Genomic DNA, 19,323 nt, shown 5'->3' on the forward strand with positions numbered 1-19,323 from the left:
CACCTATTCCGCCGCTTCGAGCACAGGGCTCGGCGAGGCATTGCGGGAAAACTCGTCGATGCGGCGCTCAATTTCAGGGCGGAAACTGCGGATGAGGCCCTGAACCGGCCATGCCGCGGCATCGCCAAGCGCACAGATCGTATGACCCTCGATCTGCTTGGTAACGTCGAGCAGCATCTCAATCTCGCGCTTTTGCGCGTTGCCGGTAACCATGCGCTCCATTACGCGCCACATCCAGCCCGTGCCTTCGCGGCAAGGCGTGCACTGGCCGCAGCTTTCATGCTTGAAGAAATAGGAAATACGGGCAATGGCGCGGACAATGTCGGTGGACTTATCCATGACGATCGCAGCTGCCGTTCCGAACGACGACTTGACGGCACGCAGCCCGTCGAAATCCATCGGACAATCGATAATATCTGCTGCGGGAACCACCGGGCAGGAAGCACCGCCGGGGATAACCGCCAGAAGATTGTCCCAGCCGCCGCGGATACCGCCGCCATGCTTGTCGACAAGCTCGCGGAAGGTGATGCCCATGGCTTCTTCGACGGTGCATGGCTTGTTCACGTGACCGGAAAGCATGAAGAGCTTGGTGCCGACATTGTTCGGGCGGCCGATACCGGAGAACCACGCCGCGCCGCGACGCAGGATCGTCGGCGCAACAGCGATCGATTCGACATTGTTGACGGTGGTCGGGCAGCCATAGAGGCCCATATTCGCCGGGAACGGCGGTTTCAGCCGCGGCTGGCCCTTCTTGCCTTCGAGGCTCTCGAGAAGCGCTGTTTCCTCGCCGCAAATATAGGCGCCGGCGCCATGATGGACGAAGATATCGTAGTCCCAGCCATTCTTGTTGTTCTTGCCGAGAAGGCCGGCATCGTAGCATTCGTCGATTGCCGCCTGCAGCGCCTCGCGCTCGCGGATATATTCGCCGCGCACGTAGATGTAGCAGGTATTGGCGCCCATGGCGAAACCGGCAATCAGGCAGCCTTCGATCAGCGTATGCGGATCGTGCCGCATGATATCGCGGTCCTTGCATGTACCGGGCTCGGACTCGTCGGCATTGACGACGAGGTAATGCGGACGTCCGTCGCTTTCCTTGGGCATGAACGACCATTTCAACCCGGTCGGAAAGCCCGCGCCACCACGACCACGAAGTCCCGATGCCTTCATCTCGTTGATGATCCAGTCGCGACCCTTTTCGAGGATCTGCTTGGTGCCGTCCCAATTGCCACGGCTCATCGCGCCCTTCAAGGACTTGTCCTTGTGGCCGTAAATATTGGTGAAGATGCGGTCTTTGTCAGCGAGCATTTCGCACCTGTCCTACTCTCTTCGTCCATTCCAGGCGGGCGCTCAAGGCAGCCGCCAAATTGATCATCTCGGCTTCTTGCCGAAAACCTTGATGTATTCCGCTTCGCCGCCCTTGGCCAAAGCCTTGGCTTGCTTGACCCATTCGTCGCGCTCTATGCGGCCCTTGAAGTTCAGGTAGTTGTCGACCCACTCCCGCTCGGCCTTCTTCCAGGCAGCGACCTGGGCGAATGTAAAAATGCCCAGCTCATGCAAAATATCTTCAATCTTCGGGCCAACGCCTGCAATCAGCTTCAGATCGTCAACGACGGCCGGTCTTTCGATTGCGGCCGGACGGCTCTTGTCTTCCAGCGAAACAGGCTTTGCGGCGATATCTACGCCCTGGACGTCAGGCTTCTCACCGAGCGAACCTTCCGCGATCGGAGGGTTCTTAATGGTGCGTGCAGCAACAGGCTTTGCTGCCGGCTTCGACGTCGCATCCTCGGCCGCCTTCGTGGCCTTCACCCTTGATGGCGACTTGATCGCGGCATTGGTCGTTTCGTCGTGCGTAACGGGCTTTGCCGCGTTCGACGGCGGTATGGATGCGCTATCCGAGGCAGCCTGTGGTGCGCTCTTCGGCGTGGCGGCACCATTTCCATCGGTCAGCGATGTGAGGCCGCCCTCCGGTGCCGAGAAGATGCGGTCAATCTGCGGTCCTACAGGGACCGAGGCGCCGTTTCCAGCCTCAAAGGCATCGATGATTTCCTCAAGGCGTTCCGGGGTCAGATCCTCATAGGTGTCCTTGAACACCATGACCATAGGAGCATTGACGCAGGCGCCAAGGCACTCCACCTCTTCCCACGACAGCGTGCCGGCTTCGTTGGTCTGGAACTGCTCGTGGTGAATCTTGTGCTGGCAGACGCGCTTGAGCTCGTCCGCTCCCCGCAGCATGCACGGCGTCGTGCCGCAGACCTGAATGTGCGCCCGCGTTCCGACCGGCTTCAACTGGAACTGCGTATAGAAGGTGGCGACTTCGAGCACACGGATCAGCGGCATGTCGAGCATGCCGGCGACATGTTCGATCGCTGCCTTCGTAACCCAGCCATCCTGCTCCTGCGCGCGCATCAGCAAGGGGATAACAGCCGACTGCTCACGCCCCTTCGGATATTTGGCAATCGCTTTCTCGGCCCAGGCACTGTTTAGGCGATTGAACGCGAATGCCGCTGGCTGGATATTATCTTCTGCAAGACGACGGACGGACATTAACGATCAACCTCACCAAATACGATATCGAGCGAGCCGAGCACCGCCGATACGTCGGCGAGCATGTGGCCACGGCACATGAAGTCCATGGCCTGGAGATGGGCAAAGCCTGGTGCGCGCAATTTCACGCGGTACGGCTTGTTGGACCCGTCCGAGACGAGGAAAACGCCGAACTCGCCCTTGGGCGCTTCCACGGCTGCATAAACCTCCCCGGCGGGGACGTGATAGCCTTCCGTGTAGAGCTTGAAGTGATGGATCAGCGCTTCCATCGAGCGCTTCATCTCGCCGCGCTTCGGCGGTACGATCTTGGCCGAGGTGTTCGATACCGGCCCAACACGCTCCTTGCCGAGCAAGAGATCGACGCACTGGCGCATGATCCGCACAGACTGGCGCATCTCCTCCATGCGGATGAGATAACGATCATAGCAATCGCCATTCTTGCCGATGGGAATATCGAACTCCATCTCGGAGTAACATTCATAGGGCTGCGACTTGCGCAGATCCCAGGCGGCGCCCGAACCGCGGACCATGACACCGGAGAAACCCCATGCCCACGCATCCTCGAGCGTAACCACGCCGATATCGACATTGCGCTGCTTGAAAATGCGGTTTGGCGTGATGAGATCGTCGAGGTTCTTTACAGTCTGAAGGAACGGATCGCACCATTTGCCGATATCTTCGACGAGTTTGTCCGGGAGGTCCTGATGAACACCGCCTGGCCGGAAATAGGCGGCGTGCATGCGCGCGCCGCAAGCCCGCTCATAGAACACCATCAGCTTCTCGCGTTCTTCAAAACCCCAGAGCGGCGGCGTCAGCGCGCCAACGTCCATGGCCTGCGTCGTCACGTTCAAAAGGTGGGATAGAATGCGGCCTATCTCGGAAAAAAGCACACGGATAAGCTGACCGCGCCTCGGCACCTCGATCTCGAGCAGGCGCTCGACGGCAAGCGCATAGGCATGCTCCTGGTTCATCGGAGCCACGTAGTCGAGCCGATCGAGATAGGGCACGGCCTGCAAATAGGTCTTGGCTTCCATCAACTTTTCGGTGCCGCGATGCAGGAGACCGATATGCGGATCGACGCGCTCGACCACCTCGCCGTCAAGCTCAAGCACGAGGCGCAAAACGCCATGCGCCGCAGGATGTTGCGGGCCGAAGTTGATGTTAAAGTTACGGACGCTATGTTCAGTCATCGCTTGCTCCGCGAGATGGGAGACACAGTCTCATCAACACGCTCAATTTGTCTTCGCCTTCTCATCGCCCGGCAGCACGTAATCCGTGCCTTCCCATGGCGACTGGAAGTCGAAATTGCGAAATTCCTGGCGAAGTTCGACAGGCTCGTAAACGACCCGCTTGATCTCATCGTCGTAGCGCACTTCTACAAATCCGGTCAGCGGGAAATCCTTGCGCAGCGGATGCCCCTCGAAGCCGTAATCGGTAAGGATACGGCGAAGATCCGGATGACCCGAAAAGAGCACGCCGTAAAGATCATAGGTTTCGCGCTCATACCAATCGGCACCGGGATAGACCGTTGTCGCCGAGGGGATCGGTGTATCCTCGTCTGTTGCGACCTTGATCCGGATGCGCAGGTTCTGGCGCGGGGACAAGAGGTGATAGACAACGTCGAAGCGGTGCTCGCGTGACGGATAATCCACCCCGCTGATATCGATCAGCGAAATGAACTGGCATTGTACGTCGTCACGCAGGAACGTCAGTGTATCGATCAGCTTGTCGCCGCCAACCTCAATCGTCAGCTCGCCATAGACGAGTTCGGCGGACTTTATTCCCAGTGACGGCTGTTCGCCTAGATGGCGGGAGAGTTCACCCAAAGCTTCCTCGAACATCGCCCTCTCCTATCGCTCGATCGTGCCGGTGCGGCGGATCTTCTTTTGCAGGAGCAAAACGCCGTAAAGAAGCGCTTCCGCGGTGGGCGGACAGCCAGGCACATAGATATCGACGGGAACGACACGGTCGCAGCCGCGCACTACGGAATAAGAGTAGTGGTAATAGCCGCCGCCATTGGCGCACGAGCCCATCGAAATCACATAGCGCGGTTCAGGCATCTGGTCGTAGACCTTGCGCAGCGCCGGCGCCATCTTGTTGGTAAGCGTCCCCGCAACGATCATGACATCCGACTGGCGCGGAGAAGCGCGCGGCGCAAAGCCGAAGCGCTCGCCGTCATACCGCGGCATCGACGTGTGCATCATCTCTACGGCGCAGCACGCCAGGCCGAAGGTCATCCACATCAACGATCCGGTGCGCGCCCAGGTAACCAGCGCGTCAGCCGAAGTGACGAGGAAGCCCTTGTCGGCAAGTTCATTGTTGATTTCGCCGAAGAATGCATCATCCGAACCTATGGGCTTGCCGGTGTTCGGATCGAGGATGCCCTTGGGTTTTGGTGCAACGAGGGTGGTGGTGCCGTCGGTCAATCCCATTCCAGCGCTCCCTTCTTCCACTCATAGATAAAGCCGATCGTCAGAACGGCGAGAAACACCATCATGGACCAGAAGCCGAACCAGCCAATCTTGCCGAAGGATATCGCCCACGGGAACAGGAAGGCCACTTCCAGATCGAAGATGATGAACAGGATCGAAACGAGATAGAACCGCACATCGAACTTCATGCGGGCGTCGTCGAACGCGTTGAAACCGCATTCGTAGGCCGACAGTTTTTCCGGATCCGGCGCACTGTATGCGACCAGAAAAGGCGCAACCAACAGTGCCAGACCGATTACCAGCGCTACCCCGATAAAGATAACGATGGGCAGGTAGGAACTTAATAGCTCGTTCATGATCCGTCTTTTTCCGCCTTGTGAACTCAGGCTGACAAGAATGCCATGTTATGCACATGACTGCCACTTATACGCGACAGATCACACTATCCCGGAAGATGGTGCGATGCGGCGAGGGTTAGCGCGTTAGCGCCATGGGCGCAAGTGCGACGATGGCCGCAAATCTGTTCGCAAGTTCCAGCTTCCGCAGTGTCCACTTGCTCCAAAATCGTCAATTTCTGCATGTTTTGCCTTGTTTTCGCGCCAAATAGGCCGCGAATGCCTCTTTAGAATGATGTTAATGTGGCCCCGGCTTTCGGGCCTGCGGGACGAGAGATATCTGACTGCGACATTCGGTCCTATAAACGATTTAAGCCCATTAACGCCGCGATCTCTGAAGCGCGCGCCAACAAGCCGCAAGCGCCCGTGGCTCAGCACCGAACAGGTCCGGTAGGGTGAGTGTCAAACACCTGCCAATGTCTCGAGACCGAGGCCCTGCCCTTCTTCGCTGAGGGCCTTTTGGCGGTGCTGCTTCCTGTCGAGCAGCATCGACCAGGTTGCCACCGCAAGTCCAGTCGCAGCCAACAGCGAAGCCACATAGGGCAGGTTCTGATAGGAGACCCCGAATGTCAGCGCGACGCCGCCAATCCACGCTCCCGCAGCATTGCCTACATTGAACGCGCTCTGGTTGAGCGTCGCCGCAAGATTAGGCGCCTCCCCAGCCGTTTCCACCACGCGCATCTGCAGGGGCGGAATGGCGATGAAAAAGATCAGGCCCCAGAGGAAGACGCCGGAGATCGCGGCAAACTGGTATGTGCTGACGCTGGCAAAGACGATGTAGACGAAGACGAGTGCAAGCAGGGAGCCAATCACCGTCGGCATTAGCTTCCAGTCGGCGAGCCTGCCGCCCAGGATATTACCGAGCGTAATTCCCGCACCGAAGAGCAGCAGCACCCAGGTGACCGACGAGGCCGGGAGGCCAGAGACGTCGGTCAGAATTGGCTTGATATAGGTGAAGACCGCAAACAGGCTGCCCGAGGCAAGCGCCGATATCAGCATGGCAAGCCATACCTGCAACTTGCCGAGCACCCTGATTTCGCTGAGGATGCCCGCGCCCTTGTCCGTATTCTTCGCTGCGGGGACGAGGAAGGCGATGGCAATGACGGCGGCGATGCCGATCGCGACAACCGCAAAGAAGGTGGAACGCCAGCCATAGGCTTCGCCAAGCGCAGTCCCCAACGGTACGCCGAGAATGTTGGCAAGCGTCAGTCCGGCAAAGAGCAGCGCGATCGCGCTTGCGCGCTTGTGCCGGGGAACGAGATTTGCCGCAACGACCGAACCAATACCAAAAAATGCGCCATGACCGAAGGCGGTAAAGACGCGCGCGACCATCAGCATCCAGTAGTTTGGCGCGATGGCACAGAGGAAATTGCCAACGACGAACAGCATGGCAAGTCCGACGAGGACGGGCTTGCGCGGCAGCAAAGCCGTCGCGATGGCAATGATGGGTGCACCGACGACAACGCCGAGCGCATAGCCTGTCACCAGCAGGCCTGCATGCGGTATGGAAACGCCGAGATCAGCAGCGACCTCAGGCAACAGTCCCATGATCACGAATTCGGTGGTACCGATACAGAACGAGGCGATAGCTAAGGCGAGAATCGGCAAAGGCATGGGAGGACCGCCAGTCTTGAGAAAGAACCGATCCTGCATAGCGGAGCATGTTAAACAAATGACGATTGTGCAATGCAGCGATGCATTTCCGCTGGAACTGGGAGAGGTAAGCGTGCGAAAGCCGGCGGGTGTCCACCTCGCCGTCCTGTTGGATTAAATCACCTTGCCCGATCGTGATGGTGGGGCTGGGCCGCCTCGTCCTCAACCGAAAAGGCCGCGGCGTTCACCTTGTCGTTGGCCGAACGGTGGGCGGCTGACGCTTCGGTCTTTTCCTCCACGAACGCATCGACTTCCTTGGCGGCTTCAACGACTGCGAAACGAGCCGCTCTTGCGGTTGCTTCACCTTCCAAAGCCTTGGCACAGACGGCTTTTGCTTCTTCGTAGAGGGGGCCGCATTGTTTTGTCCAGCAATGTTTCAACAGGTCCGCAGCCTGCTTAACCGAAGACACATTCATTATTGTGCCGGAGCGCGGTGATTTGATCATTACATGTTCAAAGGATTGATCACGCATAACACGAGAATGCGGGGGAATAGGAATGGTTCCGGAGGCCGGTACCCCATAAGATCTACTTACAGTAGAATTCAGTTCGTATTGAACCAAAGCAGTTGAAATGCGTTTGATTAGTGGATTGCATGGCATGACAATTTTGTGAGTCGGAAAGATCGCGTTCACAAAGGGGTTGGCTCCGAGAACGTTTGCTGATATTCGGCCCGCTCCATTGAAGAAGGACTTATGCAGCAATGAACAGTCACTTTGCTCTCATCCTGGCGATGCTTACGGCAGTAGCCTGGACCGGAACACTGGTTTATCTGGTCAAGCGGTGGAGCCACGGTCACGGTCGGAAGTGACAATTTCCGGTGATTTGTACCGGAATGTGATTTGACAGCCTAAATCGAAAGTATCAGGGTGGGTCTAAGCCCTCCCCCGGCCCATGGAGGCTCGACGATTGCCATCGACATGAGTGGCGTATCGTCGAGCCTCATTTTTTTCCAAATAGCTGCTAAATGCGCAAGCAATGTCTGGTTTCCGCGTTATACCAGTGTCGGGAGCGTTATTTGAACCCGTTTCAGTATCCCGATCGAGGCCCAGTATCGTCCACGGCAATCAAACGCTGTGTGGCAATCTGGGCCTCACTCTATTTGGTCACCCATCCCCATTTAGTACTTTGGATGTAGCCGCGCATCACCCATCCGATTAGGTTGTTCGGCTTTTACCCCTAGGTTAGCGTTCTGTGAAAACGCGTGACTCGGGGGACGTGCGCATGCTGATAACGGTATTGCTGGGCTTGGCCCTGACTGCTGGCAAGGTGGACAAGGGTGATGCCGTTATGCAGGCACAGTTCGACCTGCTCAGATTGTCCTATGCATGTGGCGATCCGCTATACAGGTCGAAGCGCGACTCAACCCGGCGCTGGATCGAACGGCTTGAATCGAACACAACCTACAGTATGCAGGACGTTGCAGATCTCGATAGCGGTTTGAAGAACGGCACCATCAAACCCGCAACCCGGGTAGAGCGCGGTGACTGCATCAAGCTTCTCGCCGATGGGGAGGCGAAGGTCGACAGCCTCGTCGAGGAATACGACCGCTAGTCATATTATTTCATTGACTATTTCCGGTCGATCTCGCCGCGTCCGTAACCGAGCAACATGACAAGAATGACGACGCCGTAAATGATCTGGCGACCTGCCTCCGGCATTTGCATCACAGCCAGGATCGATTGCAGCAGCGTTATCAGGATAACGCCGGCGATCGTGCCGAGATAATTGCCCTTGCCGCCAAGGATATTTGTTCCGCCAAGCACAACGGCCGCAATGGCCGGCAGGAGATAGGGGTCACCCATCGCCTGATAGGCCTTCGTCGAATAGCCGGCCAACAATACACCTGCAAAAGCTGCCGCGGCACCCGAGAGCACGAAACACCAGATGATGACGCCATTGGTGTTCACGCCCGAAAGATATGCCGCCGATTCGCGATTGCCGACCGCATAGACCCGGCGCCCGAAGGCGGTTCGGGTCAGAAGATAGGTGGTGAACCCGCCAACGATGATCCAGATGAAAAGCGCGTTGGGAAAGCCGAAGAACAAGCGCCCGACCGCCATGAAGTGCATTGCGTCGGTTGCATGATCCTGCGGTGCGAAGCCGCCAGTGTGCAGCACCATGAGGCCCTGGACGACCGCGTTCATGCCCAACGTGAAGATCATCGACGGCAATCGCAAATAGGCGACGCCGAGTCCGTTGAGCAGGCCAACAAGCGCGCCGCAAAGCACGCCGACCGGAATCGCGACGACATTGCCGATGTCGCCGAACCAGCCGGCGACGGCCGTCGCCATCATGGCTCCGAGCGTGACTGTCCAGGGTATCGACAGATCGATGTGACCGATGAGAATGACCATCATTGCGCCGGAGGCGATAATGCCAAGAAACGCGCTGATCTGCAGTTGCTGTAGGAGATACTCCGGAGAAAGAAACTCGCGCGAATAGAGCGCGCCGCCAAGCAGCATCAAGACGATGCAGCCGAACGCAATGATGACGGAGCGGTCGAGCGTAAACCGGAGGATTGGCACAGTACCGGCCTGAAGCTTCTGGTCGTTCATGCGAAAAGCTCCAGCCGGTTGCGAATGCGCAGCACGCGGATCGCGCCGAGGCTGACAGCGGCAAGAAGTACGACGCCCTGAAACAATGGCTGCCAGAGCGGATCGAGATTGAAGACAAAAAGCAGGTCCTCGATTGTGCGGAGCACGAATGCCCCGAAAATGGAGCCGATGGCGGATCCCCATCCGCCAAAGAGCGACGTTCCGCCGATGACAACAGAAGCGATCGAGTTCAGCGTATAGGAGCCGGCTATCGGTGCGGATGCCTCTCCCGAATAGGTATTGAAGGTCAGCATCAGGCCGCCAAGTGCAGCGAGAAAACCCGCGAGCGTATAGGCAAGCAGTTTGGCGCGTTGGACCGGCACGCCGGACATATAGGCCGCTTGCTCATTTGAACCCACGGCATAGGCCGCGCGTCCGAGAACCGAGCTGCGATAGGGCAACCAGACCAGCACGACAACGGCCAGGAGAATAACCAAGGCGGTCGGAATCACTCCGAAAAGCTGGCCGGTCGCAAAATCCGCAAGGTCAGACTGCACATCTCCGCCCGGGCCCGGCCTGATGTAAAGCGCGATGCCGTAGTAAATCGCGCCGGTGGCGAGGGTGGTGATGATAGGCTGAAGCCTGCCCCAGACGACGATGGCACCATTGAGGAAGCCAGCCGCGGCCCCGACGGCAAGGACGGCCACAGCACCGAGCAGCCCCTCGCCCAATGTGCCGACCACGATCGCCGAGGCCAGGCAATTGGCAAGGATGAATATCATCCCGACAGAAAGATCGAGCCCGCGCGTCAACACCGGCAGGGTCTGGGCCATGGCCACAAGTGCGAGCAGCACCGCCTTGTTTGCGGCCGTTGCGGCAACAGCGGCGTTCAGGCCGACCGGATGATTCGACGTGTATATGGTGAACATCAAAATGAAGAGGGCAATCGCACCCAGGAGACCGGCATTGTGCGAGATATGATGGCGAAGATTGCTCATGCGGCCTGCTCCTTGCCATTCACGTTCAGCGCTGTCTCGATGATATTTCGCTCATTTAGATCGCGACCAAAAAGTTCGCGCGCTATCCTGCCGCCATACATCACCAGCACCCGGTCGCAACAGCCGATGAGCTCGGCATAATCGGTCGAATAGTAGAGGATTGCGACACCGCTATCGGCAAGATCGCGCAGCAGCTTGTAGATTTCCTGCTTCGTGCCAACATCAATGCCGCGGGTCGGATCATTCAAGAGAATGATCCCCGGCCCGGTCATCAGCCATTTCGCCAGCACGACCTTTTGCTGGTTGCCGCCGGAAAGCGTGCTGACGGCGGCCGCAAGATCGCTGACCTTGATCTTCAGGCTCCTGATCATCTGCTCGACCGCCGCATGTTCTGCGCTGCGGTCAAAGCGAAGCCCTTTTTGGAACCGCGACAGCGAAGCAAGGCTGATGTTGTCGCGAATGTTCATCGGCAGCATCAGCCCTTCGGTTTTCCTGTCTTCGGGGATAAGGGCGAGCGGCAGCCCTGCCCGCAGGGCCGCGCGCGGACCGGACAGCCGTTGCTGCTTGCCCAGAACCTCAACTGTTCCCGATACGCCCTTCAAAACGCCAAACAATGCAAATAGCAGCGAGCGCTGGCCTTGGCCATCGAGTCCGCCCAGCCCGACGATCTCGCCCTTGCGAACGTCGAGAGAGATGTCCTTCAATTGCTCGGCCCAGGAAAGGTTGCGAACCGACAGAGCCACGGGTGCCGAAAGATCGGCGGCGGGCTTCTCGGGATAGTGGTGGGTGAGTTCGCGGCCGATCATCATCTGGACGATGGCGTCCATCGAGCGCTCGCCGATGCCAAACGTCTCGATCTTGCGTCCATTACGGAAAACCGTCGCGCAATCGGCAAGCGCTGTAATTTCATGCATGCGGTGCGACACGTAAAGGATGCCAACGCCTTCAGAACGCAGTTTGCGGATAATCGCATAGACACGTTCCACGTCTGCGGCGGTAAGCGCCGAGGTCGCCTCGTCAAGGATCAAAAGCTTTGGCCGTTTTGCCAAAGCCTTGGCAATCTCGACCATCTGCCGGCGCGACAGGGGAAGGTTGCGGACGAGTTCGAGCGGGTGGATGTCGTCGCAGCCGATCATCGCCAAAAGTTCACGCGCCCGTTCGCGCTGCGCGCGCGCATCGATCAATCCCGCCCGCATCGGCGGTGAAACGATTGAAAGATTGTCAGCGACAGTCATATCGGGAAGCAGCGACAATTCCTGAAAGACGCAAACCACGCCCGCCGCCATTGCCTCGGTCGGGTTGCGGAAATCGACCCGCTTTCCTTCTACATAGAGTTCGCCTTCACTCGGGTCTGTCACACCGGCGGCAATCTTTATCAGCGTCGATTTCCCTGCGCCGTTCTCACCGAGAATGGCGTGAATCTCGCCGGCATAGGCAACGAAATCCACCTCGCTCAAGGCCGCTATGCCACCATAGCTTTTCGAGACATGCTTCATTTCCAGAATGGGCGCGGGTTGCGACACGTCATCCTCCTCCAAGACGCGAATATACCGGGGCGCGAATTTGCGCCCCGGTTGGTGCCGCTTACTGGTCGGCCTTCGTCTGGCCCATGATCTCCTGCGCCGAGAAGTTGATCCCGCAGGTCGGGAAGGAATTGCCGACGAAGAAATTGTCGCTCTCCTTCGCATAGTAGCTGTCGCCGTCCTTGAAGTTCGGGTCCTCGACAATCGACAGTGGCAGCGAGATCGACTGCGGCACGACCTCGCCCTCGAGCGCGGCTATCGCCGTCTTGATTGCAACCGCGACCTGGGCCGGCCCGGTACCGGCGGAGGTGCATTTCAAACCATCCTTCGAATGTTCGGCGCATAGTTTGCGGAAACCATTCTCGGTTTCGCCGCCAACAGGCACGAATGGATGCTTCGCGTCAATCATGGCGCGGACCGTACCCGTCGAGCCGCCCTGTACCGACACACCGTCGAAATGCTTGTGGACGGCGATGGCATCGGCAACGACCTTCTGGGCCGTGCCGTCATCCCAGCGGCCGACCACTTCGACCGTTTCCCATTGACCGCCGGACTTCTTCAGGACTTCCTGAATGCCCTCATGGCGGTCGCGGTCAACCGATGTACCGGTGACCCCGCGCACTTCAAGGAGCTTGCCCTTGTTGCCTGGAACGTTCTTGACCAGCCAATTGCCCCACAGTTCACCGAGGCCCTTCTGATCGACATTCACATTGACGGCTTCATCCGTATCGAGCGTGTTGTCGAATGCGACGAGCACGACGCCGGCGGTATTGGCGCGCTTGATTACCGGTTTGAAGGCGGTCGGATTCTGCGCGTTGACAACAATCGCATCGTAGCCGGAGTTGATGAAATTATCGACGGCAGCAATCTGTGCGGCGACATCATCCCCGGTCGATACGACCTTGAATTCCTTCAACTTGGCTTTGACTTCGGGCAAGGCGGCATAGGCTTTGGCGGTTTGGATCATCTGGATGCGCCAGGTATTGCCGATAAATCCATTGGCAAGGGCTATGCGATAGGGACCTTCTTTCTTGGGCCACTGGAAAAACTTGGTCTCGGACGATTGCGGCTTGAAGCATTCGGCATCCTTGCTTGGGCCTTTTACGACCTCGGGGCCCGCAGCATAGGCGGATACGCTCATCATCAGACTGACCGCTGTCGAAATCATCATGCTCTTTAGAATCATGCTCATTTCTGCTCCTCCTCCGTTGATTTATTGTCGTTGCCTGCCGATTACGGTGCCTGTACTCCCTGTCTCCTGGTCTCCACCGCGTAGACCGAACTCGTCGCCGTTATAAAAAGGCGTGATTTGGATGGACCGCCAAACGTCAGGTTGGCGACAACCTCCGGGACCAGAACGCGGCCGAGCCTTTCGCCCGCCGGCGTATAGCAATGGACGCCGTCCGCGGCGGATATCCAGAGAAGGCCCTCAGTATCGACACGCAATCCGTCCGGCACTATGTCGATAACCGCGACAACCCGGCTTTTTCCAAGCTTGCGGCCGTCCACGACATCCAATGCGCGTACAAGATGGGGGCGCGTATCATCGAAGCCGAAACCAAATCCGCCGGCCCGGCCTGAATCCGCGATGTAAAGAACGCTCTCGTCGGGCGAAAAGGCAAGTCCGTTGGGCCTGTCGAAATCGTCGGCCACGAGTTCCACGGCGCGGGTATCAGGATCGATGCGATAGACATTGTTGCCATCGATCTCCCGGTCGGCCCGGATGCCCTCGTAATCCGAGATGATTCCATAGGGCGGGTCGGTGAACCATATCGAGCCGTCGGACTTGACCACAACGTCGTTCGGCGAATTCAGCCGCTTGCCCTGCCAGTGAGTTGCAAGAACCTCATACGCGCCATCCGTGCCGGTTCGACTGACACAACGCCCGCCGTGCTCGCAGGATACCATTGCGCCGTCGCGGTCCAGCGTGTGGCCATTGGCACGTTGCGAAGGTTGCCTGAAAACCCGCACGCCCTTTGTTTCTGACCATGTCATCATCCGGTTGTTGGGGATATCTGAGAAGCGCAGTTCCTGGATATCATTCAGCCACACCGGCCCCTCGGCCCAGACAAGACCGGTTGCGATCTGCTCGAGCTTGGCATGCTCGGGAAAGAATCCCGCAAAGCCGCGTTCATCTTCCGAAAGAAAATGCTGTTCCACTCCCATGCGCCGGCCCTCCCGTGCCGGTTAGTCTCGCTGGACGCGAGACGCCTTAACCTTTCCCTCTCATGCCGCCATGAGGCATCTCACGACATGGCGCTCGCCCGCGTGTCGCCCGGACAGCGAAACTCCGTCGCGCGCAACACGCTCGCAGTTGCAAGCGGTAACGGGTTCTATCAGCATTGTTTTCGGGTAACGGCCGGCGACACGTCCCACCCCTGAATAGAGATTTTATATCTAAGATAACATATGCGTCATCGAGAGCCCAAGACTTTGTTAGCCGGAACGCCTGTCTTTACGATTATAAGTTGCATAGGCTGTATGCAGCGCGTTACCACGTTCCGTGCCACCCGAGACAAGCTCATTCCAGGGCAAGGAGAAATGCATGACAGTCGCAAGAGCCATCGCCGCACTCATTACAGCTTGCCTGCTTATGGGCTGCAGCAGTGCCAAAGGCGATTGGCGCGCGCGTTATAACGCGATGTGGCGGACAGAGCGCTCATGCGCTTCGGGCTATTACGATTGCGGCCTGCGAACCAGCAATCAGGCGAGCCTTCACGGCGCACGCAATAACAGAAGCTGGCACTGAAGCAACAACCGGCAAAGCGCCCCGCACCATTGGATATCAGCCAAAGGATATAGCCCTATGGAGGCATACCTATGTCCAGATTGGAGTTAATCCCCTTTTTATCATGACATGACGCACGAACGGGAATAATATGTGTTGCAAATGGATTGCAAAAAATCCAAGGGGGGCTGCAAGTGTCCATTAACTCTGACACAAAACGCCGTAAGGCGCGTAATGCGCCGACTGTAATCGTCATAGAGCAACATACACTGGCAAGGACGACAATAGTCAGACTTCTCGAACATGAGCTCGCTGGCTGGGACTTTATCGATATGGTCTCAATAGAGACTCTCGATAGTGCTCTGGGAATGGACGTGCGGCTTATCGCACTCGACCTTGCCGGCCGGACACTGGACAGTACCAGCCTCAACGACGATCTCGACGCAATCAGGGAACGTTTCCCCGAAGCCTCGATCGCACTTCTATCAAATACTGACGATACGTTCGTGGCTTCGCAGGCGCTCGAAATGGGCATACGTGGCTATTTCACGACATCCATTCCGCTCGATGTTGCGCTCGCAGGCATGCGCCTTGTATTGGCGGGCGGCGTGTTTTACCCGCATCCGCTGGTTGCCTCGCCGTCGCGCAGTCGCGCAATCATTGCGCCCAGCGGGCCTGCGGACGAGCCCCGCAAGGTGATCAGCGTCAATACCGATTATCTGACGATAGCCGATTTCACGCCGCGCGAGGCGGACGTGCTCGCAGAATTGCAGTGCGGACACCCCAACAAGGTGATCGCTGGCAAACTCAACCTGTCGGGCCACACGGTCAAAATGCATCTGCAGCACATCATGCGCAAGTTGCAGGTCCAAAATCGCACGGAAGTCGTTGCCCGCCTTGGTCAAAGGGCGATGGCAGACCAGGACGTCAGAGCTAACTGAGGCTCTGATAGAATCACTTCTAGGCATTTCCGCGTGAGGTCTTCTCCAGCATTTCGCTCAGCGTCGCCGCGGCCAGCATGGTCTCGGCGAGCAGTTTCTTGAGCTTCTGGTTTTCTTCTTCCAATGCTTTCAGTCTTCTGGCGTCGAACCCGACATTCTTGAACTGCAATGACTGCCAGCGATAGAATGTCGGCTCACTGATACCGTGCCGGTGGCAAACCTCGGCCACCGTCGTTCCCGCCTGGTGTTCTTTCAGAATGCCTGTGATTTGATCGTCGTCGAACTTTCTCTTACCCATCGATACGATCCTTCGATGGCCGTCGCCGGCGAAGCGGATGCGGCGGAACAACCCGGCATGGTGTTCCGCCCGAATTGATCCGTCCCACGCCCATATCAGTCTTCGCGGAACGCGCGGTGGAAGCTGTCGATGAGGGGACGCAGCGCATAGAATGCAACGCTGTTTTCGCCGGTCTCGATCAGGGCCTGGGCAGGCATGCCCGGAACGAGCTCCACATCGCGCATCTTAGCCAGCCGTTCGTCGGTCACCCGGATGGTCGCGGCGTAATAGGGTTGGCTCGTCTGCTTGTCGACAAGACGGTCGGCCGAAACGTATTCGACGATACCCTTGAGTAGCGGGACGCGGCGTTGATTGTAGGGAAGCAGGTGAACCTGCGCCTGCAAGCCCGGATGGACGACATTGATGTCTTCCGGCCGCACCCGCGCCGAGACGACAAGCTTGTCTTCCCGCGGGACGAGATCGACAAGGGGTTGCCCCTCACCGATGACGCCACCCGTCGTATGGACACGCAAATCCATTATCGTGCCGTCTTCCGGCGCGCGGATCGAGGTCCGCGTCAATTGATCGTCGATGGCACGCAGGCGTTCGCTCAGCTGCAAAATCTGCGTTTCGGTGTCGCGCATGCCTTGCGAAACCTCGTTAAGGCGATCGCTTTCGAGCTTGACAAGATATGCCTGGCTTTCGCTGATGACCTGATAGGCGCGGGAAATCTGCGCGGTGACCTCGCCGAACTGACCATCGAGATCGGCTTTTTCCCGGCCAAGAACCAGTAGCCGGCTCTTGCGCTCGAGGCCCTTTATCGCGAGGGGCGTTACGGTCTCAAGTTCCTGGCGGGCGATCTCGACGCGTTCCGTCAGCGCGGCCTTTTGCGCCGTAAGCCCGGTGATTTCCTCCTGCACCTGCTCCATCTTCTTTTGCGTGATCGCAATTTCGGATTGGAGGACCTGTTTGCGCGTCTCGAAGATCCGCTGTTGACCGCTGAGGATGCCGTCAACCGATGGGTTGTTGTGGCGAACCTCTTCAAGATCGATGGGGTACACGACACGGTCGAGGTTCTTTTGCTCCGCGAGCAGGCGGGCGTGACTCGCCTTGGCATCCCAGAGCTGGCCCTGGAGGCTGTCGCGCTCTGAACGCGACTTGGTGTCGTCAAGCTGGAACAGCACCTGCCCGGCCTTTACCGCATCGCCGTTCTTGACGAGGATCTGGCGTACGATGCCGCCCTCCAGATGCTGGATGGTCTTGCGGCTCGACTCCGGCTCGACCAGCCCGGATGCGATCGCCGCGCTTTTAAGCGGTGCGAAAATCGACCATGTGCCGAAGCCGATGATGAAGACCCCGATCAGGAGGTTGCCGACCAGGGCGACCCTGCGGAGCCGTGACATAGGTGACGGCGCAGCCAACAGGGTATTGACCTGCGTGCCTTGTGGCGAATAGCTGAGAAGCCTTTTGAGACTCGTGCCGGCTAGAGCGGTCCGGCGCATCACGCTCAGTGCTCCGGTCATACGTGACGGAATCTCGGATTGAACGAGGGCCATGGCTCTATCCTTGTGTCCCTGCCGGTGACGGCGGCTGGAGATAGGTGTCGTAGATGTGGTCGCTGTCGCCGAAGGCGTCGACCGTCCCATTACGCATGATCGCAATCTTGTTGGTCACGGGCAGCAACCCCATGCGGTGAGTGATGATGACGACAGTCATCCGGCGCGCCTTCATCCGCTCGATGGCGTTGAACAATACGCGCTCACCGTCAAAATCGAGACTCGAGTTCGGATCGTCGAGCACAACCAATGAGGGATTGCCGTAGGCAGCGCGCGCCAATCCAAGTTGCTGGCGCTGCGCGCGTAGCAGCAAGGCACCGCCGTCGCCGATATCAGTATCGTAACCCTGCGGCAGCCGCATGATCGTGTCATGCAACCCGACAAGTTTTGCCGCTTCGATGGCCTTGCTGGCGTCGCCACCGTCAAGGCGCCCGATCACGTCCCTGATGGCACCGCCAAAGAGTTCGATATCCTGCGGAAGATAGCCGATATGCCCGGCCCCGCCGCAAAGCCGCAGCGCCGATATATCGACGCCTCCGAGAAGCGCGCAACCGTTTGTCGGCTGCAGGACGCCGGCCATGATGCGGCCAAGGGTGGATTTGCCGGAACCCGACGCACCGATCAAGGCGACACAATCGCCGGGTGCTAGGCGAAGATTCACGCCCTCCAGCAGGTTCTTTTCCTTGAACGGCAGCTTGTAGCCAACATTGTCGAGTACGAGGCCGCTCGATTCCGGTACCGGCACGATGCGGGCATCGGTGCCGGACTGGACGGCGATGAGCATTCGGTTCAACCGGTTGAAGGCATTTCGGGCAAAGGCAAATGACCGCCATGCGCCGATTGCCCCTTCGACCGGCGCGAGCCCGCGGCCAAGCAGAAGGCTTGCGACAAAGATGATGCCGGGGCTGCTATTGGCCTCAAGAACAAGCCAGGTAGCAGCGCCCATGACCAGGATCTGCGTCAGCGTCCGGATCGATTTCGAGAATGCCAGGATGATTTCAGTCCGGTGCATCGCGCTGTCCTGCGCCTTGCGGGCAAGTTCGGCGTCGCGATAGACGATTTGCGCTGCGCCGTCTTGCATGCCCATCGAGCGGATAACCTGTATATATTTAAGGGCGGTCGCGAATTTGGAATAGCTGCGTGCCAGCGCGAAATTCGCATGCGCCAGAGGTTCGCGTGTTGCAAATTCCGTCAGCAGCGCAAGCAGCAGCAGCGATACGGCGCTGACGAGGCCGATGGCGCCAAGCAAGGGGTGCACCATGAAGAGCAGAAGCAGGAATACCGGCGCCCAGGGCACATCGAAGAGCAGAGCGCTTGCGGGTGAATCGAGAAATTGGCGCAGCGACGCAAGATCGCGATAGCAATCGGTGGCGGTGCCGGTATCGGCGCGCGCGGCGTATTCGAATGACGCCGTCAGTACCATCGGACGAAGCCGATGATCGAGCCAGCTGCCGATCCGCGACAGCGCAGCCCGGCGCACGATATCGAGTGCCGAACCCACGACCACGGCTGCCGCAATGATCAGCGTCAGCATCACCAGCGTGTCGGCACTACGGCTCGACAGCACGCGGTCGTAGATTTGCAGGAGGTATACCGAGGGGGCCAGCAGGAAAAGGTTGTAGCCGCAACTATAGACGAAGACGAGCCCGAAGGCTCCGGCGCAGGCGCGGAGCGCGAGGACCAGATGCGTCGGTTGGCGCTGGGATTGTGTGAGATTCGTTGTCATTATCGGGGTCTCA

18 protein-coding genes and 1 pseudogene are annotated in these 19,323 nt (G+C 58.4%); 3 read left to right on the plus strand and 16 right to left on the minus strand.

The genetic code is table 11. From position 1 onward, the window contains the following. Positions 1-3: 3 nt before the first annotated feature. The 8 genes from nuoF to GF108_RS22700 all read right to left on the minus strand — a co-directional run bounded on the left by nuoF (position 4) and on the right by GF108_RS22700 (position 7,659). A complete protein-coding gene (gene nuoF / locus GF108_RS08500) occupies positions 4-1,305 on the minus strand; it encodes an NADH-quinone oxidoreductase subunit NuoF (protein WP_113280102.1) in 1,302 nt (433 codons plus the stop codon). 63 nt (positions 1,306-1,368) lie between these two features. Further along, positions 1,369-2,544 carry an NADH-quinone oxidoreductase subunit E gene (locus tag GF108_RS08505; protein WP_153667617.1) on the minus strand — a complete coding sequence of 392 codons (1,176 nt, stop codon included), beginning with the start codon at positions 2,542-2,544 and terminating at the stop codon, positions 1,369-1,371. Next, entirely contained in the window at positions 2,544-3,734 is a 1,191-nt protein-coding gene (locus GF108_RS08510) for an NADH-quinone oxidoreductase subunit D (RefSeq protein WP_153667618.1), read from the minus strand. Before GF108_RS08510 ends, GF108_RS08505 begins: the two co-directional genes overlap by 1 nt. 42 nt (positions 3,735-3,776) lie before the next feature. Continuing rightward, on the minus strand, positions 3,777-4,385 hold the full coding sequence (locus GF108_RS08515; protein ID WP_153667619.1) for an NADH-quinone oxidoreductase subunit C: 609 nt from the start codon (positions 4,383-4,385) through the stop codon (positions 3,777-3,779). A 9-nt stretch (positions 4,386-4,394) separates the two neighbouring features. Then, positions 4,395-4,976: an NADH-quinone oxidoreductase subunit B family protein gene (locus GF108_RS08520; RefSeq protein ID WP_027232469.1), complete on the minus strand. Its 582-nt coding sequence runs from the start codon at positions 4,974-4,976 to the stop codon at positions 4,395-4,397. After that, on the minus strand, positions 4,967-5,332 hold the full coding sequence (locus GF108_RS08525) for an NADH-quinone oxidoreductase subunit A (protein WP_091922538.1): 366 nt from the start codon (positions 5,330-5,332) through the stop codon (positions 4,967-4,969). The genes GF108_RS08520 and GF108_RS08525 overlap by 10 nt, the downstream gene beginning before the upstream one ends. A gap of 441 nt (positions 5,333-5,773) precedes the next feature. Then, on the minus strand, positions 5,774-6,985 hold the full coding sequence (locus GF108_RS08530) for an MFS transporter (protein ID WP_153667620.1): 1,212 nt from the start codon (positions 6,983-6,985) through the stop codon (positions 5,774-5,776). 158 nt (positions 6,986-7,143) lie between these two features. Continuing rightward, positions 7,144-7,659 (minus strand): DUF982 domain-containing protein, encoded by a 516-nt coding sequence (locus tag GF108_RS22700; protein WP_153667621.1) that lies wholly within the window; start codon positions 7,657-7,659, stop codon positions 7,144-7,146. Between the two features lie 589 nt (positions 7,660-8,248). On the opposite strand from GF108_RS22700, the gene GF108_RS08540 reads away from it, so the two are divergent. Beyond that, positions 8,249-8,578: a hypothetical protein gene (locus GF108_RS08540; RefSeq protein WP_153667622.1), complete on the plus strand. Its 330-nt coding sequence runs from the start codon at positions 8,249-8,251 to the stop codon at positions 8,576-8,578. A 17-nt stretch (positions 8,579-8,595) separates the two neighbouring features. Here GF108_RS08540 and GF108_RS08545 read toward each other — a convergent pair whose 3' ends face one another. The 5 genes from GF108_RS08545 to GF108_RS08565 all read right to left on the minus strand — a co-directional run bounded on the left by GF108_RS08545 (position 8,596) and on the right by GF108_RS08565 (position 14,248). Further along, complete coding sequence (locus tag GF108_RS08545; RefSeq protein WP_091922532.1) at positions 8,596-9,582, minus strand: ABC transporter permease; 987 nt, start codon at positions 9,580-9,582, stop codon at positions 8,596-8,598. Then, a complete protein-coding gene (locus tag GF108_RS08550) occupies positions 9,579-10,559 on the minus strand; it encodes an ABC transporter permease (RefSeq protein ID WP_153667623.1) in 981 nt (326 codons plus the stop codon). Before GF108_RS08550 ends, GF108_RS08545 begins: the two co-directional genes overlap by 4 nt. Continuing rightward, the gene (locus GF108_RS08555; RefSeq protein ID WP_172982628.1) at positions 10,556-12,055 is read right to left on the minus strand and encodes a sugar ABC transporter ATP-binding protein; all 1,500 of its coding nucleotides are present in this window, start codon (positions 12,053-12,055) and stop codon (positions 10,556-10,558) included. The genes GF108_RS08550 and GF108_RS08555 overlap by 4 nt, the downstream gene beginning before the upstream one ends. Positions 12,056-12,143: 88 nt before the next feature. After that, on the minus strand, positions 12,144-13,268 hold the full coding sequence (locus GF108_RS08560; protein WP_370462147.1) for a sugar ABC transporter substrate-binding protein: 1,125 nt from the start codon (positions 13,266-13,268) through the stop codon (positions 12,144-12,146). 47 nt (positions 13,269-13,315) lie between these two features. Beyond that, a complete protein-coding gene (locus tag GF108_RS08565; RefSeq protein WP_153667626.1) occupies positions 13,316-14,248 on the minus strand; it encodes an SMP-30/gluconolactonase/LRE family protein in 933 nt (310 codons plus the stop codon). Positions 14,249-14,627: 379 nt separating this feature from the next. On the opposite strand from GF108_RS08565, the gene GF108_RS08570 reads away from it, so the two are divergent. Together GF108_RS08570 and GF108_RS08575 are read left to right on the plus strand one after the other, a co-directional pair. Next, the gene (locus tag GF108_RS08570; protein WP_153667627.1) at positions 14,628-14,831 is read left to right on the plus strand and encodes a hypothetical protein; all 204 of its coding nucleotides are present in this window, start codon (positions 14,628-14,630) and stop codon (positions 14,829-14,831) included. A gap of 146 nt (positions 14,832-14,977) precedes the next feature. Then, positions 14,978-15,751: a response regulator transcription factor gene (locus GF108_RS08575; protein ID WP_153667628.1), complete on the plus strand. Its 774-nt coding sequence runs from the start codon at positions 14,978-14,980 to the stop codon at positions 15,749-15,751. A gap of 40 nt (positions 15,752-15,791) precedes the next feature. On the opposite strand, the pseudogene GF108_RS08580 reads toward GF108_RS08575, so the two are convergent. From GF108_RS08580 to GF108_RS08590, 3 genes and pseudogenes are all read right to left on the minus strand, one after another. Beyond that, positions 15,792-16,049 (minus strand): annotated as a pseudogene (locus GF108_RS08580) (transposase); the annotation flags it as partial. 95 nt (positions 16,050-16,144) lie between these two features. Beyond that, the gene (locus GF108_RS08585; RefSeq protein ID WP_027232458.1) at positions 16,145-17,584 is read right to left on the minus strand and encodes an HlyD family type I secretion periplasmic adaptor subunit; all 1,440 of its coding nucleotides are present in this window, start codon (positions 17,582-17,584) and stop codon (positions 16,145-16,147) included. A gap of 4 nt (positions 17,585-17,588) precedes the next feature. Continuing rightward, on the minus strand, positions 17,589-19,310 hold the full coding sequence (locus GF108_RS08590) for a type I secretion system permease/ATPase (RefSeq protein WP_091922524.1): 1,722 nt from the start codon (positions 19,308-19,310) through the stop codon (positions 17,589-17,591). Positions 19,311-19,323: the final 13 nt, after the last annotated feature.

The organism is Phyllobacterium sp. SYP-B3895 (genome assembly GCF_009647635.1).
GTDB lineage: Bacteria > Pseudomonadota > Alphaproteobacteria > Rhizobiales > Rhizobiaceae > Phyllobacterium > Phyllobacterium pellucidum.